The organism is Pseudomonas sp. 14P5.3.2, from assembly GCF_057799175.1.
Window position 1 is genome coordinate 34,698 of sequence record NZ_JBYOKU010000040.1, and the last position, 18,848, is coordinate 53,545.

Annotated in this window: 10 protein-coding genes and 1 pseudogene; 5 read left to right on the forward strand and 6 right to left on the reverse strand. The window is 58.7% G+C overall.

The genetic code is table 11. From position 1 onward, the window contains the following. Positions 1-74 precede the first annotated feature (74 nt). Positions 75-6,158 (reverse strand): hypothetical protein, encoded by a 6,084-nt coding sequence (locus tag AC27VU_RS24750; protein ID WP_488725110.1) that lies wholly within the window; start codon positions 6,156-6,158, stop codon positions 75-77. Positions 6,159-6,360: 202 nt separating this feature from the next. Beyond that, complete coding sequence (locus tag AC27VU_RS24755) at positions 6,361-7,071, reverse strand: TetR/AcrR family transcriptional regulator (protein ID WP_488725111.1); 711 nt, start codon at positions 7,069-7,071, stop codon at positions 6,361-6,363. Between the two features lie 55 nt (positions 7,072-7,126). Here AC27VU_RS24755 and AC27VU_RS24760 point away from each other — a divergent pair, with 55 nt between their 5' ends. Beyond that, on the forward strand, positions 7,127-8,275 hold the full coding sequence (locus AC27VU_RS24760; RefSeq protein ID WP_488725112.1) for an alpha/beta hydrolase family protein: 1,149 nt from the start codon (positions 7,127-7,129) through the stop codon (positions 8,273-8,275). 255 nt (positions 8,276-8,530) lie between these two features. Here AC27VU_RS24760 and AC27VU_RS24765 read toward each other — a convergent pair whose 3' ends face one another. After that, positions 8,531-8,761 (reverse strand): hypothetical protein, encoded by a 231-nt coding sequence (locus AC27VU_RS24765; RefSeq protein ID WP_003224423.1) that lies wholly within the window; start codon positions 8,759-8,761, stop codon positions 8,531-8,533. A gap of 232 nt (positions 8,762-8,993) precedes the next feature. Here AC27VU_RS24765 and AC27VU_RS24770 point away from each other — a divergent pair, with 232 nt between their 5' ends. Then, positions 8,994-9,533: a GAF domain-containing protein gene (locus AC27VU_RS24770; RefSeq protein ID WP_488725113.1), complete on the forward strand. Its 540-nt coding sequence runs from the start codon at positions 8,994-8,996 to the stop codon at positions 9,531-9,533. A gap of 131 nt (positions 9,534-9,664) precedes the next feature. After that, positions 9,665-10,126, forward strand: a complete 462-nt coding sequence (locus tag AC27VU_RS24775; protein ID WP_488725114.1) for a hypothetical protein — start codon at positions 9,665-9,667, stop codon at positions 10,124-10,126. Between the two features lie 107 nt (positions 10,127-10,233). On the opposite strand, the pseudogene AC27VU_RS24780 reads toward AC27VU_RS24775, so the two are convergent. The 3 genes and pseudogenes from AC27VU_RS24780 to AC27VU_RS24790 all read right to left on the reverse strand — a co-directional run. Then, positions 10,234-13,422, reverse strand: a pseudogene (locus AC27VU_RS24780) (beta strand repeat-containing protein); the annotation flags it as partial. Between the two features lie 903 nt (positions 13,423-14,325). Then, the gene (locus AC27VU_RS24785; RefSeq protein WP_201137809.1) at positions 14,326-14,766 is read right to left on the reverse strand and encodes a hypothetical protein; all 441 of its coding nucleotides are present in this window, start codon (positions 14,764-14,766) and stop codon (positions 14,326-14,328) included. A 298-nt stretch (positions 14,767-15,064) separates the two neighbouring features. Then, on the reverse strand, positions 15,065-16,570 hold the full coding sequence (locus AC27VU_RS24790) for a sensor domain-containing diguanylate cyclase (protein ID WP_488725115.1): 1,506 nt from the start codon (positions 16,568-16,570) through the stop codon (positions 15,065-15,067). Positions 16,571-16,920: 350 nt separating this feature from the next. Between AC27VU_RS24790 and AC27VU_RS24795 the strand changes: the two genes are divergently transcribed. Both AC27VU_RS24795 and AC27VU_RS24800 read left to right on the forward strand, forming a co-directional pair. Next, positions 16,921-17,616 carry an SDR family NAD(P)-dependent oxidoreductase gene (locus AC27VU_RS24795; protein WP_201137810.1) on the forward strand — a complete coding sequence of 232 codons (696 nt, stop codon included), beginning with the start codon at positions 16,921-16,923 and terminating at the stop codon, positions 17,614-17,616. Between the two features lie 90 nt (positions 17,617-17,706). Next, the gene (locus AC27VU_RS24800; protein WP_338801677.1) at positions 17,707-18,726 is read left to right on the forward strand and encodes an AraC family transcriptional regulator; all 1,020 of its coding nucleotides are present in this window, start codon (positions 17,707-17,709) and stop codon (positions 18,724-18,726) included. The last annotated feature ends 122 nt before the right edge of the window (positions 18,727-18,848 follow it).

Sequence of the window (18,848 nt, forward strand, 5' to 3'; positions counted from 1 at the left end):
CATTTTTTCAGCCCCTTATCGATTCGACTGGTCGGGACTCCACCGTCAAAACGCGGTGGAGTCCGACTCGCTCATCAGAAAAAGTGAGTGAACCGAATGGCGCCTTCACCCATGCGGTAACCATCCCCGGACTGCCCGGTGTAGTCGAGCCGTACTTCGGAATGCGCGCTGACCTTGAGATCGACACCCGCGTTGTACTGATTCAGTTGGTGAGGCGTGGCCATTTCGCTGTTGAACGACTGCACACTTTCGCCAGAGCCGATCAGGCGCATATCCGTGTTCCAGTTATCGCCGCTGTAGAACGCCTTGCCCAGGGCCACCGAAGGTTTCACTTCAGCACCGTTGCTAAAGCGCAGGTGTTCACCGATTTCAACCATCGGTGATGCCGAGAAGATCGTACCGTTGCCAGCGTTCACTCTCAGGCCGAGCACTCCGGCATCGGACTCCTGGAAGCCATCGGTATGGATATTGATCGCATGCACATCGACGTAGGGTTTCACATACCAGCTGCCTCCATCGACCAGATAAGAAGTGCGCGAATGCAGGCCAATGTTGTAGGCATCGAACGAGCCCTTGGCGTCGAGGTTCTGATTACCGACTTGCAAGTGCCGTGTTGACTGGTACTTGCCTTGCGCCGCATCGAGAGCACCACTGAAAGTCCACTGGCCGATCTCGCGTTTGACCACTGCGCCGAGGCTTACCCCATTGTCGGTGACACTGCCGACGCCGCTGGAGGCCGACTCACTGCCGTCGTTATAGGCCATCGATCCGCCGACCCACCAGCCGTCCGCAAGCTCGTGCTGACCGCCCACTTGCACCACATGCTCGTTGACGCGATAAGAGTCGTCGCTGCCGTTGACATGGGTATTCTGATCATCGGCCCGGGTCCAGACACAGTCGTGTTCATGCTTGTCCGAGTTGAAGTCACGCTCATCCGGGCACGTGTTCATCCGATCAACGAACGACTCACTGGCGTTCAACCGCGCAACGCCAACCATTTGTAGCGATTCGGCACTCAGGCCGGATAGCGCCGCACTGTATTGTTGCGGGTTTTTCACCTGGTCCAGTGCGCTGTAGAGCGGTGCCAGCGCCGTCACGCCACTGTCGAAGTTGGCCTGCAAATGGTTCGCCAGTTGCTGCGCGTTGCGGCTCAGGCCAGCTGAGTGGGCGGCGCTTGAGAACTGCGCATCGGGTGTTACCGAAAGCGTGTTGTCGGCCAGTTGCGACTTATAGCTATACAGATAGTTGGAGTCATCCTGGACAGCCAGATTATCTACAGTCAGTCCTTTGGTCGCGGAGATGACTTGTTGGGTTGATGAAGCCATGGTCACGGGTGCGACTTTCAGCGTGCCGCTCAGATTCGCTGTCCCTTCGACGACCAGTGTCGACGCCTGTCCGCCAGCGAAATCAATGTGGCTGAGCAATGTTCCGGTGCTGGCAAGATTGCCTTTGATCATCGTGTCGGGGGTAAAAATGTTGCCGGCCTGCAGACCGCTGCCAACCACCAATGTGCCCGGGTTCACAATCGAACCGATGTAACTGACGCCCCCCAGTACGGGAGCCCAAGTACCATCGTTCGCCAGCGCCCCGCTTCCCAGATTCAGCGAGCCATTGAGTGTGCCACCTGCGCTATTGTTTACGTTGACCTCATTACGCTGTGCAACCACCGCATAGGAATCACTGCCAATCTGCCCGCTGTTGGTCACCGTGTTGCTGGTCGCATTGCTGTTGATGACAATGGCATTGGAGTGACTACTGTTAACCGTACCGCTCACATCTACATTTACCGGGTTAGCCGATGGCGCAGAGCTGTCGGCGTTGACGAAAATAGCCGGAGAGTTGATCCCAGTAGTCGTCACCGCCCCCTCGACCTTCACTGTGACAGGCCCGGAAGTGCCCAGCCCTCCGGCGGTGCCCATATAGAGCACGCCATCGCTGGCGACCAGGCCGCCGCCGCCGCCAACACTTTGAGCAAAAATGCCGGTGGCGTTGCTGCCGGTTGTCGCAACGCTGCTGTTGGCCTTTACGTCGACCTGCACCGCACCGCCATCGCCCGTGCTACCCAGATTGAACAGACTGCGATTTTGCGGTGTGAAGGCGCCGACCGCACTACCCGTAGTCGAGAGATCGCCTGCCAGCAATCCACTACCCCCAACGCTCTGGGCAATGACGCCAAAGGCTCCGGCACCACTGGTGAAAACATCGCCCAGCACATTGACGCTGCTGGATTGCCCGTTGCCGGACAGTCCATTGGCGACGGTGAAATAGTCTTTTCCGCCCGTGGCTGCGGCACGTACCCAGCCGCCACCACCTCCGATGCTTTGCGCGACGATGCCATGCGCATCAAGGCCACTGGTCTGGACATTCTGCGCCATGACCAGCACCGGGCCTCCGTCGCCGCAAGTCGCTACGGTGCCACCGCAAGCCTCTACCGCCGATTTTCCGGCCATCTGGAAGCCGCTCATCTGCAAACCACCGGTGCTGACGGCGCCCCCGGTTTGCGGGTTGGTTCCAGTGTCATTCAGGGTCACCAAACCGCCGCCACCGCCAATGCTCATGGCGGCGATCCCAGCGGCGTAACTGCCGGTAGTGGAGACGAATGTCGCCGGACCTCCCGTCAGGGAGGGCATGCTGTAAACGGCCACGGCCTGGCCATTACCCGTGGCACCGGCATTACCGCCCAACTCGACGTTGAGTGTCTGCACCTGATTGGTCGCCCCCGGAATGCTGGTGGTGGTAAAGCCGCCCGTGCCGCCGCCACCGCCGATGCTTGCCGCGAAAATACCCAGCGAAGCACTACCCTCGGTCTGTATGTTGCCTTGGTTGATGACACTGACTTCGCCACCGCTGCCGGCGCTGCCCCCCTGTCCACCCACAGCGATGGTGGCGTTAAGTTTGCTCAGATCAGTGCTGGAGTTATTCGAAGCGGCCACCATCCCGCCGCTGCCGCCACCGCCACCGATACTCATGGCGTCGATGCCGTCGGGCATCGGGCCCAACGTGTGGATCGCACCTGTCGCGGCGTTGGTGACGTTGACTTCTTTGCCGTCGCCACCCGCGCCACCCTTGCCGGCGAAACCGCCGCCGATATTGAGCGTGACGCTCAAATCGCCACCGCCGTCGCCACTGGCCGGCGGCTTGGCGCCGTTGGTACTGTTGTCCTTGTAGTAACCCTTGATCAGGTCGACTACGTTCTGCACACCTTTGTCGAACAACCCACTGGCACTGGGCACAAAGCCCATCGTGTTGTTGCTGTAAGTGGTGACGACGCTTGGCAGTGAGTTCTGCAAATACTTGAAGAGTTGAGTCTGAGGATCATCGCCACCGCCCGTGGAGGCATTACCGCCCGAACCGCCACCACCGCCGACACTTTGTGCATAGATAGCCGCCGCGTCACCGCCGCCAGTGACGATGGTCCCGGCATTATTCACAGTGACCGTGCCGCCGTTATTGCCGCTGCCGCCATTGCCGCCGACCGCGACCCTGGCGTTGAGCGTGCCGGAACTGCCGTTGGCCACTCCGCCGCTGCCGTTGCCGCCACCACCGCCAATGCTTTGCGCAAAGATGCCGCGGGATCCGTCGGCCATGGTGATGATCGCGCCCGTCTGGGCGTTACTGACATTGACGTTGCCGCCAGTATCGCCTGTGCCTCCGCCGCCACCGATGCCCAGTTCCAGTTCGCCGGCCTTCTTGCTGTCATTGTCGGCGTACTGCGAGGTGTCGCTGCTGCCTACGCCACCGTTACCGCCACCACCGCCGATGCTTTGCGCAATGATCGCATCACTGTCGCGGGCCATGGTCCAGATCAGGCCGTTATTGTTGGCCGTCGCCGTACCGCCGCTGCCACCACCGGCACCATCGCCGCCGATGGCCAGATTGATGTTGAGCGTCGATCCCTTGGTGCTCAGTTGGGTTGAATGGGAGTCGCCACCGTTGCCGCCACCTCCGCCAATACTTTGCACCTGCAGGCCATGGGAACCGGCACCGTTGGTGACGATCGAGAAGTCATTGGTACCGGTGACATTTCCGCCATCACCACCCGCGCCGCCCTTGCCACCCACGGAAAGGTTGAAGTCCAGCGAGGGAGCTTCCGAGCTGTTGATCAACTGATAGGCCGCCGCCTTGCTGGCGCCGCCATTGCCGCCACCGCCCCCCACGCTCAACACTTGCAAGCCAAAGGCATCGCTGCCCTGAGTCAGGATCTGGCCATCATTGAGCGCCAATACGTCACCAGCATTGCCGCCCTTGCTGCCATCGCCGCCCACGGCCAGAGTCACATCCACCTGCGCCCCGGCCTCGAGTGAGCTGGCGGAGCCACCATTACCACCGCCACCGCCTACGGCCATGGCCTGCATACCAATGGAGTGCGCGCCCGAGGTCTGAATCACGCCGTTGTTGGCGGCAGACACTTGCAGCGTCCCACGCTGCCCCGCGGACCCGCCGCTGCCACCCTTGCCACCAATAGTCATGGCGAATGCACCACCCACTGTCGACGAAGCGTTCCCTCCGGAACCGCCGCCGCCGCCGACACTGATTGCCGAAATGCCATCCGAGCGATCACCGCTGGTGACAATCACCGCACCGGGCAACAACTTGCCATTGGCATCATTAAAATCGCCGTTTTGTACGGTAACGGTTCCACCGGTACCGCCAATCTCACCGTTGCCACCGACGGCGAATCCGGCAATTACGCTGCCAGTACTGACATCGCCACCGGCGCCGCCGCCCCCACCTATGCTCTGCGCGACGATGCCACTGGCGTCATTGCCGGTGGTGGTGATAGTGGTTTGCGAGGCATCGCCGGAAGTACTCGAGAATGTTTGAACGGAGACGTTCGAGCCGTTACCGCCTTGCGCACCATTACCACCCTTGGCTTTGAACGGCGAGCCAGCGCTCGCTCCGTCACCACCGGACCCACCGATACTCTGTGCCAGAATGGCCGGCGCCGTGTAACCCGTGGTGCTGACATTGATATCGCCCAGGGTCACTTGTACCGCGCCGCCAGATCCCGCCGCCCCGCCAGGCCCGGCGATGGCGGTGGCACCTTCTGCGGTGCCGCCCATTCCGCCGTCGCCACCAAAGGATTGCGCCGCAACTGCTGCACTGAGGAAAGACGTTTCGAAACTGTTGCCCAGGGGAAGATTTACGATCTCACCCTGCCCGGAGATCGGTGAGCCAACGGCGGAAATCCTCCAGCCGGGATTGTGTGCCTCTCCAGTGATATTGGCGGTAACGCTACCGCCATTCCCCCCCGTACCGCCAACACCACCATGGGCTGTGCCACCACTGGCGTCGGCTGACGACCCTGCGCTGCCCTGTCCACCTTGGCTTAGCAAGACAATGCCCGAGCCGCCGGAGACGAACGAGGCGGTACGGGAAACCAGTGAAACCGCGCCACCATTGCCGCCGTTACCGCCGGCACGGCCATTCGCATCGCCGACCGTTTTTATCGTTTGGCCAGAGCCGGAGTAGTCGGGATTGGAGTCGGCACCGGCTCCACCGGTCGAGGTCACCAGTAACGCGGTGGCACCGGGTTTGTTGGCACTCGCACCTTGAAGACTGACAATGCTGCCAGCTAGATTGACGTCTACATCGCCACCATTACCCCCGGATCCAGCCGTACCGGCGATACCTTCAGCGGCATTAAAACCGCCCCCATAGCCGCCTTGCCCGCCAGCGCTTTGCACCGCTACTGCCGCAGGTCCGGTGGTCGAACTGGTGACTTGCGAGCCTTGGCTCATGGTCAATGACAACGTCCCGGGTGTACCGCCCAAACCGCCTGCACCCGCAGCAGGCCCGCTGTTGCCGCCCTCGGTGCCATTGCCGGTACCGCCCGCGCCACCGGTTACGCTGAGGCCAAGCGTCGGAGCCGCGCCACTATCGGTGAGCGTGGTGCCGCCGTTGATCTGCACCACCAGTCCCGGGCCGGTCGGTGCCGGGCTACCGTCCTGGGGATTTTTGTCATCGCCGGTACCGGCGGCACCGGACTGCCCCGTCTGATTATTGGTGTAGGCGCCCTGTTGACCGGTCGGCAGTACGACGGTCTGAGCCAACGCAGGCGTTGCCTGCAACATGACGCTCAGCACCACCGCCAGTGGCGTCAGGACGAACGGATTCAAGCCGGGCAGCCGGGAGCCACCAACATAATTCGGGGACATTGAAGTTTACCTTGGAGTGCCCGTGAAATTGGGCTGAGGCGTCCATGATAGGAATCAGCGCGAGTTTTTTGGACTCGCTTTCCCCAAGGTCTGAATCAAGCCAAAAAAACCTTTTTAATCAGTTAGTTAAAAAGTAATCGGTATGGCAAAAACGACTTTTTGCTTCAAACGAACTCAGGTTTTTTGCCGCTATCGAAAGGACTCAGGTGAAGTTGACCACCATCCGTACCAAAGCATCTTCAATGGCTTGGCGACTGCCAGGTTCAAGGGTTTGCGGGTCGTTGAGCATGGCGCGCAACACACCACTGATTGCGTGAGTCAGCACAAAAGCCTCGGCCTCATCAAGCGTGCGCCGCTGGTGGTTGGCGTCAATCAGACCAGTGTCAGTGAAGTACTGGATGACCGCTGCGCGCAACTGCGGCAACGGCGTGCCCGCCCCCCGACTCAACAAGTAGTGCATCAGTACACCATGCACCCCGGTACGCCCACCATAGGCGCTGACAATCGCACGGATCACCGCTCGAACCCGCGCCCCGGGCACGACAGGCCCATCACTTGTGATGACTGTCATCACCTCGCGAGTCAATGCTCCCAGCTCACGCAACGCCAGTTCATCGAGAACCCGCTGTTTGTTGGGAAAATACTGATAGAGCGTGCCGATGCTTACACCGGCCAGTTCGGCGACATGGTTGGTGGTAAATCCCTCGATGCCGTCCCGCTCCAGGATGCGCCGTGAGGCTTCCAAAATGAGTTCGACCTTGACCTGCGCGCGTGTTTGCGACGGAGATCGACGGCTATCCAACTGATTTTCTTTTATTTTTTTTACCAAGAGCGCTCTCCCGGAATGCGAGTACAGGCAGGCGAAATGCTTGCCTATTATGGCAGCCATATCGCAACTAACGGGTGACTCCATGAATCACACACCTCAAGTAACAGAAGTAGAGCAGAACCCGACCCGTCGGCTTGGCATGACCTACCGTTTCAACGACGAGCATATGGATCTGTTTTTCATGGCAGCTTTGGGGTGGGGGCCAGCCGGCGGTCTGGATGTCGGTCAGGTCTACCACATCGCTGAAACGATCACAGACGGTGACCCGGACACGTGGGTGAACGCCTTTGCTCTTTACGGCAACTATCTCGATCAACAAGCCAACACCTGGCGGGCCAAAGGCTGGCGGCATTCCGCCGGTGAAATGCGCCTGAAGGCCTTTGCCAGCTATCGGTCTGCCTGGCAGTTTGCTGGCCCCGGCCAACGTTTCAGCGAGCTGTATGCCCAGCATCAACGCACCTTCGCCTTGGCCATCGACGAACTACGGCTACCCGCCACACGTTTCGAAATCCCGTGGAAACATACCAGCCTACCTGGGCATTATTTCGCTAATCCGGATCCGGACGCTCCGTTGGTACTGGTGATTGGCGGCGCGGACACGTGCCATGAAGACCTGTTCCTCACCGTCGGCCGCAACTTGCTTGAGCGCGGCTATTCTGTGGCACTCGCGGACTTGCCCGGCCAAGGTGAGTTGCAGGCGCAAGGTCTGTATTGGGAAGCCGAAGCGGAGAAGCCGATAAGCGCCATCATCGACCAATTGATCATTCGCTTCGGTGCCCGTCCAGGTCGAATTGCCCTGCTGGGGTTGAGTCTGGGGGGGTATTTCGTCAGCCGTGCAGCCGGGCACGAAACCCGTCTGGCAACAGTAATCGCCAGCACTCCACTACATGACGCCGGACTGCTGTTTGCCCGTTCAGTGCAAGCCGCCACCAGGAACCAGGCCAGTACTGCGTTTTCTGCAGCCACGCTGCGCAGTTACCAGACGACCTTCTGGAAGGCTGGCGCTCGAACACCAACGGAACTGGTCGACCGCACTTGCGCCATGCGCGCCGATCCGGCTCGGGTCACGGTACCGTTTCTGTCCTTGCTCGGCGGTGGCGAATCGGACCTGTTCACCGAGCAGGCTAGAACTTGGCACGCAGCCATTGGATCAACGCAAAAATCGCTGGTCGAGTTGCCGGCGCAAACTGGTGCAGATGGTCATGTGCAACTCAACAATCGGCTGCGTCTGGCGCAAGAATGCTGTGGCTGGATGGACGATCTATTCGCGGCAAATCCCGATCAATAATCATCTTGCTAACGAGTGAACACCTCTCAAAATATATCGTACGGAAAGCCCCGATCAATCCGACTGGCCGCTTCTATAACTGACTCATATCGATAGTAGCCGTAGCTTCAAAAAACCTCTGATCCCTCCCTTCCTCTGTACGACAAAGCCCTGATTATTCAGGGCTTTGTCGTTTCCGTAATTCTAAGATGTGTTCGTCAACTGCGTTGATCCAGGCGCTGCTTCCTTCACTTCAAGCTGAGGCTGACGGGCCGTTCAAGGGCGTGAAAGCGTTTTCAGACGCTCTACCAACGCCGCTTCAAAAATGACGTACAGCTTTTCAGCATCGCCGGCACGCAAAACCCCACTGGTTTCCAACCCAAGCACGAAGCCATCTGCGCGAGCCCCCGCCTTCACCGCGATGATCATCGAGTCTGCCCGGACAATCTGCGCCAGAAGCCGATCAGCTTCACGCCGCATCTTTTCGTTCAACACTACGCCTTCCACTTCCTCACCCTTATATTCAGTGTGATATCCAATAAATTACCGAACATTACCCGCCTGATCAAAGCTAAAACGCTGGTGATGATCCCTGGCGTCTGATGCCAATGATCCTTCGCTATGGCAGCCATCAGGAACCTTTCAAGTGAACGACTCCGTTATGTTTAGAATCAAAATGGGCAGTTTCAAGCGCGTTTAGCAGTCGCCAGCTCGATCATTCATTACCGGAGAACAATGCATGCCTCTCAGTGAGACCATTCACAGAGCGTTGCTAAGCGCAGAGGAACGTTCCTCTATCGCTGAAATTGAAGCTACAACCAATATTCTGCAGCTCGTCACACGCATGACCGGAACGCGGTTCGCGGCGATCGCAAAATTCACCGAGACGGACTGGATAGTCTGTTCCGCCTACGATCCGATCGAGCTTGGGATCAACACCGGCGACACCCTGGAACTCGAGACCACACTTTGCAGTGAGTTTCGCAGAGACCCGCAGGTGCTTTTCGTACCACAAATAAGTCGCGACGGCAGGTTTTCGACACGTCCCGTGGTGAAGCAATATTTGATTGAAAGCTACGCAGGGGCGCCTATCTTCCTTCCTGACGGACAACTTTGGGGCGCGTTGTGTGCATTGGACTCGAGGGCCGTCATTTTCGACGACCCGGATCTGGCGGACACGTTAGGCCTGTTCGCGAGACTGATCGGCTGCATCTTCTACTCGAATCTGACGGAGGCCGGCAGCGGCTACAGCAAGGACGGCTCAGGCATTAGCGAATAACTACAAAACAGCCCTGAATATTCAGGGCTGTTTCATTTGTCGCGTGTGTAAACTGACAAGATGCCGATACCGTGCAGGGACACCGAATCACGGCAGCAGCACTTACTCCAAGGAAGGCAGGAATCTGAACAATGTTGGAACACATCTGGCGCAGCATCCATTCACCGGGCTACTTCCCCAACGTCATGGAATGGATGGTCGATATTCTCTTCAAACCGTTTATGGTAGTCATGTGCCTGATGGTTGGAGCACTGGCCGGTAAATGGTGGAGAGCCATCCCCTACGGTGGCTTCACTTGTTATGTAGTGTTCTTGAGCCGGTCATCTTTCTATCGATGGGACAGCATTTTCCCAGAAGCCGGCCTGCCTGCGCTGTTGATTGACGGCGCGCTGCTTGCCCTCCTCGGCTTTTATTTGAAAAGCGTGCTCAGAACCCACGCAGAAGCAAAGCCCGAGGGCCATTGGTTGCGCTGGCTTTACCGAAGCTTGAGGGGCGTCATGCTGACAGTCGTGGTGATGTTCTGGGTACTCGTCTTGCTGTTCGTGGTGATCTTCACCGTCTCGGTCGCTACCCAGCCGTCAGTGGTGCACTGAACGTCCTGCTGCCAGCCAGTATCTGTACGAAAAGTCATGGCCCGCCTAGAGCGGGCCCTTTATCACCCAAAGGCCTGACATCTTCACGCCCGCAACCAAGCAAGATTTTATGTTGGAATCCGCGAAGCCTCGACCCCGCCTTCATCGTTGTCCTCAGCCCTGACCAGCACATTGCTGTCCTCGTCAATCTGATACGGAACGTCAGCCTCTACCCCGTCGATCCCGGTCTTGACGACCACGTTGGTGTAGCGCTTGCCATCCCAGGAGCGGAAAACCAGGGTTGAATTCTCCCCGCCTGAAAGCGTTGAGCCGAGGCTCCCGATGAGTCGGCTGTCGGCACCGGCGGTCAACACGCAGTTTTTGCCGGCGGTCAGCTTGCTGCGATCTCCTGCCATCAGCACACAATCGTCACCGGCGGTGAGTTTGCTGCGATCGCCAGCCGTCAGGTAACTGTTGCTGCCGGCCAGGAGTTTGCTGCGGTCGCCGGCTGTCTGGGTGCTGTCGGCACCGGCAGTCAGCTTGCTGCGATCGCCCGCCATCTGGATGCTGTTGGCACCGGCGATCAATGTGCTGCGAGAACCCGCTGTTTGCGAGCTGCCCTTGCCGGCGATCAACATGCTTTTATGCCCGGCAATCTGCGTGCTTTCATGGCCCGCAATCAGGGAACTCTTATGGCTGGCGATCTGGTTGCTGCCATATCCGGCCGTCAAGCTGCTGCGCATTCCGGAGGTCAGGCTGCTGCCATACCCGGCAGTCAGGACACTGTGCAGTCCACTGATCAGCGTGCTGCCGTAACCGGCGGTCAAATAGCTGCGAACGCCGCTGGTCAAGCTGCTGCCGTAACCGGCGATCAGCGAGCTGTCTTGTCCTGCAACCCCGGTGCTGCCATACCCGGCGGTGAGTGTGCTGTCGCGCGCCGCCATCTGGGTGCTGCCATAACCCGCCGTCAGCGTGCTCTCGTAACCGGCAGTCTGCGAACTGCCGTAGCCGGCCATCAGCGAACTGCCAAATCCTGCGATTTCCGTACTGCCGTAACCAGCGGTCAGGGTACTGCTGTCGAGTGCAGTGAGCGTGCTGCCATACCCCGCCGTCAGGATACTGTCGTACCCCGCGGTCTGGGTGCTGCCATATCCGGCGATCAGGGTGCTCTCGTACCCTGCGGTCGAAGTGCTGCCATAACCTGCCGTCAGGCTGCTGTTGAAGCCGGCGGTTTGCGTGCTGCCATAACCGGCAACCAGCGTGCTGCTGTAGCCTGCCGTTGAAGTGCTGCCATAACCGGTGGTCAGCGAACTTTGTTCCTGGGCGGTCTGCGTACTGCCGTAGCCAGCGGTAAGGGTGCTGCCATAGCCAGCGGTTTGCGTACTGCCATAACCGGCGATCAGTGTGCTTTCGTAGCCAGCGGTCGAGGTACTGCCGTAGCCGGTCGTTAACCAGCTTTGCTCCTGAGCTGTCTGGCAACTGCCGTAACCCGCCGTCAACGTGGATTCGTAGCCTGCGGTCTGGGTGCTGCCGTAACCGGCAATCAGCGAGCTTTGATAGCCGGCCGTCGACGTACTGCCGTAGCCAGTGGTCAGTGAGCTATTGTCCTGCGCGGTTTGCGTGCTGCCGTATCCGGCAGTCAGGGTGCTTTCATACCCCGTTGTTTGAGTGCTGCCATAACCTGCGATCAACGAACTGTTGAATCCAGCGGTCGAAGTGCTGCCATATCCCGCAGTAAGTGAACTGTCTTCCTGAGCAGTCTGGGTACTCCCGTAGCCCGCGGTCAGGGTGCTTTCGTGTCCTGCGGTCTGCGTGCTTCCATAACCCGCGATCAGCGAACTGTCAGGGCCGGCGGTGCTCGTGCTGCCATAACCGGCTGTGAGCGAACTGCCTTCCTGTGCGGTCTGTGTACTGCCGTAACCGGCAGTCAGGATGCTGCCGTGTCCGGCAGTTTGCGTACTGCCGTAACCGGCGATCAACGAGCTGTCGTAACCAGCGGTTTCCGTACTGCCGTAGCCTGTAATCAGGTCACTGCTTTCCTGGGCGGTCTGAGTGCTGCCATAACCCGAGGTCAGAATGCTTTTGTAACCGGCAGTCTGGGTGCTGCCATAGCCTGCAATCAGCGCACTTCCGTGACCGGCGGTTTGCGAGCTGCCGTAACCGGCAGTCACCATACTGCCGGGGCCAGTGGTGGCCGTGCTGCCGTAACCGGCGGTGAGGTCACTGCCTTCCTGGGCAGTTTGCGTACTGCCGTAACCCGCGGTCAGCGAGCTTTCCTGCCCTGCAGTCTGCGTGCTGCCGTAGCCGGCGATCAGTGAACTGTCGGAGCCGGCGGTGCCCGTGCTGCCGTAGCCTGCGGTGAGATCACTACCGATCTGAGCGGTTTGTGTACTGCCGTAACCCGCGGTCAGAGAGCTTTCCTGCCCAGCAGTCTGCGTGCTGCCGTAGCCTGCGATCAGTGAACTGTCGGAGCCGGCAGTACTTGTGCTGCCGTAACCGGCGGTGAGATCACTGCCCTCTTGAGCCGTCTGGGTGCTGCCATAGCCGGCGGTCAAGGAGCTTTCTCCGCCAGCCGTCTGCGTGCTGCCGTAGCCCGCGATCAGTGAACTGTCGGAACCGGCAGTGCTTGTGCTGCCGTAACCGGCGGTGAGATCACTGCCTTCTTGGGCTGTCTGAGTGCTGCCATAACCGGCGGTCAGCGAGCTTTCTCCGCCAGCCGTTTGCGTGCTGCCATAGCCGGCAATCAGCGAGCTGTCGGAACCGGCGGTGCCGGTGCTGCCATAGCCAGCGGTGAGATCACTGCCGATCTGAGCGGTTTGCGTACTGCCGTAACCAGCGGTCAAAGAACTTTCGCCACCGGCAGTCTGTGTACTGCCATAGCCAGCTATAAGCGAACTGTCCGAACCTGCGGTACTTGTGCTGCCGTAACCGGCGGTGAGATCGCTGCCCTCCTGGGCGGTTTGCGTACTGCCATAACCGGCAGTCAGGGAGCTTTCTCCGCCAGCCGTTTGCGTGCTGCCATAGCCGGCGATCAGTGAACTGTCGGAGCCTGCGGTGCCGGTGCTGCCGTAGCCAGCGGTGAGATCGCTACCTGCCTTGGCTGTTTGTGTGCTGCCGTACCCCGCCATCAGCGAGCTTTCATCTCCGGCAGTTTGTGTACTGCCATACCCTGCAATGATCGAACTGTCGGACCCCGAAGTCCCGGTACTGCCGTATCCCGCAATAAGCGTGCTGCTATCGCCGGCGGTTTCAGTGCTGCCGTAGCCTGCAATGAGCTGGCTCTGACTGGCGCCAGTGAGCGTACTGCCATAAACCGCTGTTTCAAGCTTTTGCGTGGCCCTTACAGTTGTACGGTGACTGATGACATCGGGAAGACTGCCAGCAATAACCGGGAGCCCGGGAAGTGTCTCGATTGTCTCGGATTGCACTTCAGGAAACTCAAAAGTCTCAATCAAGTTCTTCGTCGACGCTTCATAATCAGCCGCATTATCGGCGATGTAATCCAATGCGCTATTTCGTGTCCCCACGTGAACGACTTCTGCACGGCAAAACTTGACGCCTTCGTCGTCCTCGAGAAATATCAAGTCGCGTACCGCCACTTCGCACACAACCCATCGCGCATCCGCCTGCATGCTCAAATGGGCGTTTGTGCCTTGGCCCCAAAGCAAGCCAGCCAGCCCATTTTCAAGTTTTCTCGTCGGCTCCCAAAACCTGCATTCCACCGGTCCTGAAACGGGCCATATCAGACCGCAGTGGTCGGCCATGTTATTGGCGCATGTTCTCAGGACCAGTACTTTTTCGGTTTTCATTTTGCAACACCTTTACAACTTCAATCTCTAAAATCCTTTGGAGACAAACGTCCATAATATATTTCCATACTCAAAACCCACGCAGGTAACAGCCCTCGAATTAACAGAAGCATTCGACTGCGCAGACCTTGAACTAAACATGAAACTCTTGAGAACCCGGAAACCTATGGCTCGAGGCGAAGAGAGGGGCCGTATTGCCTTATCGAGGCGGCATAGGACATGATTGGACAGATCCATATTTAAAAGAAGTAAAACGAAGTAGATTTCATCGATGATTAGAAATACTTAACGTAAAACCCCATCGCATACATCATCTATATACGACAAAGCCCTGAATAATCAGGGCTTTGTGGTTTCTGCCAGGCGCATCTGGATGGCGGCAAATCAGAATGGCTAGTGCGTCCTCAGCCACTACGCAGCCACACTCTCATGCTCGCTTTCATGAACATAAACCCACGAGATTCCCGAAGGCGATGTGGGGTCCAGACGCATAAGCGCCGAATCGACTTTCTTCTTGGTGATTCCGTCTTTGACGAGATCGAAAACCGTGAGGAACAGGTCGCCCGGCAGAGGCGTGATCGAAAGATTGATGATGTGCGATTCGGGGCTGCCAACACGCTTCCCGTACAGCCCCCAAAGTCGCTCCCAGTAATCCGCCCGATCCATGATCTGACCATCCGTGAGCACCACTCGGAAGTCGCTCGCCAGTGCATCGTACAAGGGTTTGATGGCGCCTTCGGATTGCGAAGCCACACCGCGTGACCACGGGAAAAAGAGGTTGTACCAACGGTATACCTCTGCTTCGACGAGCGCGCTTTTATCGGATGTTTCGGGTACTCGGCTGATTGCCATCTGTGTTCTCCTTAACAAGCAAAAGGTGGCGGGCACTGCGTTACAGACCGGGAGTCTGGATACGCATTCGCCAGAGCGATGCACCGCGCCTTATTCAAGATCCTTCCTGAAATCAACGTCATTGAGGCCAACTGAATCAACGTTTAAATACTGTGTGGTACCTCCTGTCACTTTAACGACCGAGCCACAAAAGTAGTCGCTAGGCAGTCAGGTTGCATTGAAAGCTGACCAACGGTTTTAGTCATGCTCCATGACGAGATCCAGATCGATGAGTTCATCGGGTCGGCAACGACGCAGATCACCAGAGTCCCTGCACAAACCGGTCACGCCCCAGCGTCTTGGCGTTGTACAACGCCTGATCTGCGACCTCGATCACCCCTTGCAGGCTTTCCAGTTGCGCGCCCGTGGCCGTAGCGATGCCAATACTTACACTCAACCGTCCGAACGGACTGGACGGATGTGAGATGTTCTCTTGTTGCAAGCGCTCGAGGATCAACTGAGCCACCACTGCGGCACCCTCACTATCGGTGGCCGGCATGATCACGCTCATCTCCTCGCCGCCGTAACGTGCCACCAGATCCGACGGGCGCCGTACACAACCTTCAAGAATTTTGCCGACCTTCTGCAGGCAGGCATCGCCGGCGACATGCCCGAATGAGTCGTTGAACAGTTTGAAGTAGTCGATATCGATCATCAGCAACGCCAGCGTCGTGCCGTCACGCTGCGCCCGCCGTGCTTCCATGGCGAGGCTTTCATCGAAGCAGCGCCGGTTGGCCAGACCAGTCAGCGCGTCCTTCATCGCCAGCAACTCGAGCTGGCGATTGGATGCGAGCAATTGCTGCTGCGTACCGCGCAATTGATCTTCAGCCCTGGTACGCCTGCGGATATCCAGAATCAGGAACCAGCCGATGAGCCCGGTAAGTCCCAGCAGCCCGATGACGACTACTGCCGAGAGCCATGCTTCCATGCGCCACGCAGCGAGGGCCTCGCGCTTGCCGAGTGCGACGGTGGTGATCAGCGGCAGCCGGTCACTCTTGCGGAACGCATAGAGCCGCTCGACGCCATCCAGGCTGGAAGTAAACGACGCGGTGCCGACGGATCGATCGACCAGATACTTCTCATAGATCGGCGATTTGGAAAAGTTGCGCCCCATGTCCTGCTCACGGAAGGGATAGCGCACCAGCAACGTTCCGTCGGTGTAGGACAAGCCGATGGCGCCCTCCTGCCCCACATCGATCTTGCCGAACAGACGCAGGAAGTTTTCGACGCCCAGGGTCACCGCCACCACCCCGGCAAACTCGCCGTGCGCATCATTGAAACGGCGGCTGACGGTAATCACCCACTCCTGATTGGAGCGGCTCTGGATCGGCGGACCGATAAAAGTCTCGCGGCTTGGATCGTCACGGTGATGGATGAAATAAACACGATCACTGCTGTTGGCCCCGGCCGGAATCGGTCGGTTGGACGACATCAACCATCGGCCCTGATTGTCGTAGATGGTGATGCCGCTGAGCTGTGGCATCAGCGGTTCCTGACGATTGACCAGCGCGCTCAGACGCTGGATCTGCGCAGGGCCGCTACCTTCGGTTTCCAGGCGTTCGACGAGCCCAAGCAGCAGCAACGAACTTTGGTGGACGATCCCTTCGGAGTAAGTCGCCAGCGCCTGGGTCAGGTTCAAGCCATGAACGTTGACTTCCTCCAGTGCCCGCTCTCGGGAGGCCAACACTTTCCACACCGTCAGTGACGCGAGGGAACAACCGATCACCAACAACAAAAGCACAACCAGGTGGGTATCACGCTTCACATTACTACCTTTGGGAAAGTCCGGTTTTCCGTTTCAACGACTGGTGGATCGACGCAATGGCGGCGGCCATTTGTCCTTGTTTTGAACAAGAATACAAGCAGCGGTGGATAGATTATGAAGCGCAAAAACAACGACAAGAATGCCAGTCCAAACCGTCGCCAGGCTTTCAGGATTTGACAGGGCTGCGCAACCCCAAAGCCAACTTTCTGACGCCTGTTTCACGACCCTTTTCGCCTGTTTTGCCAGGCATAAAATTTTGGCACTTTTGCACAACAAGTTGACATCCAAAAGCATGCCACGGGTCACCGATATCATTAGAGTATGCGCCCTTAAAAAGGAAAGGACTCTTGATGACTCAGTCACTCTCACGGCGCGTTGTGGCGATTACCGGCGCCCTGGGGAATCTCGGCGAGACCCTGGCGGACATGGCCGCAGCCCGGGGCGCAGATCTGGTGCTGATCGATCGGGCGATGATTACGCTGCCCAGTTCGCACAATCGACTGGTCCTGTCCGGGATTGATCTGACTTCCTTTGCCGATTGCCAGGAAGTCGCCCATCAGATCAATCGCTATTTCGGTCGCCTCGATGCGCTGGTCAACGGCGCCGGCGGCTATGCGTGGGAGCCGTTGCTGGGCGGTGCGATAGAGGCCTGGGATCGGCTCTACTCGCTGAACCTTCGAACCGCATTGAATGCCAGCAAAGCCCTGCTGCCATTGCTGCTGCAATCCTCGGCAGGACGCATCGTCAACATCGGTGCGAGCATGGCGGCCAAAGCCGGGCTGGGCATGGGCGCTTACGCTGCGTCGAAATCCAGCGTACTGCGCCTGACCGAAAGCCTCGCCGAAGAGCTCAAGGACATGAGCATCACGGTCAATGCCGTGCTGCCGAGCATTCTCGACACCCCGCAAAACCGTGAGGCCATGCCCGACGCCGAACATCAGCGCTGGGTGACACCGGCGCAACTGGCGGCGGTCATTCTGTTTCTGATCTCGGAACAAGCGTCGGCCGTCACCGGCACCGGCATTCCGGTGATCGGGCGCATGTAGGGTCTATTGACGCCGCGCGCCTTGGCGACGTCGCTTTCTTCACCTTTCGGAAAAGCAAGATCACCGGATTACCGGACTTCCCCTCCCCCCATGCGACCCGCCACTTCCAGCGCTGCTTTTGTTAACCACGTCCTCGATGTCGCCGAACAATACGGCTGCGATGGCGATTGGCTGTTGCAGCAGACCGGACTCTCACGCGAGCAGTTGTCCGACTCGATTGTGCGCATTCCCATGCGCCAACTGCGTGCCTTGCTGGAACTGGCGGCACTCAGCAGCAACCTACCGCATTTCGGTCTGTTGGTCGGCACCGCCGTGCGCCCGGGCACCTACGGTGTGCTGGGTTATGTGCTGATGACCAGCGCGACACTGGGCGAGTCGCTGAACATGATTCTGCGCTTCGGCAAGATCGTTTACGACAGCCCTGCCAGCCAGACCCGGATCGTCATCGGCGACGGTCGCGTGACCCTCGAAGATCAGCGCATCAGTGAACTGGAGCCTTACTGCGCCCTGCATCAGGAAGCCCTGATGGTCGGCTGGGCAGCGTTCGGCCGCTGGTTGATCGCGAGTAACCAGCCGATGCTGGAGGTCCGGATGATGCATCCGGCAGTCGGCGAACCGGCGCTGTACGAAGACTTTTTTGGCTGTCCGGTGCAGTTCGAGGCCGGGAGCAATGCACTGGTGTTTGCCGAGTCGACACTCTCGACGCGAATCCAGGGCGCCGACCCGCGCATGCATCGCAACATGCTGCTGGAGGCCGACTGGCAGTTGTGTCTGACGTACCCGGCATTTTCCGTAACCGATCGCTTGCGTGCATTGCTCACCGAACAATTGCCGACCGGCGATTTCAGCTTGAAAAGCCTGGCCCGGCAGTTGGCGATTTCACCGCGCACCCTGCAGCGCAAACTGGCGGCCGAAGGGGAAAATTTCAATCAAGTACTGGAAACCATGCGCATGGAACTCGCCGACCATTACCTGCGCCGGACCGAGACCAGCATCATGAACATCGCCCTGATGCTGGGTTACTCGCAGGCCAGTTCTTTCAGCCACTCCTTCCGACAGGCACGCGGGATCTCGCCGGTGGATTACCGCAAGTTGCTGCGGGCCCGATGAAGCGTCACTGGCCTATAGCTTGATTGGCCTGCGCTAAACCAGTGGACCTGACACCACCCAATTAAACCTGTGGGAGCGGGCTTGCTCGCGAAGGGGCCGCGTCAGCCAATTCATATGCTGAC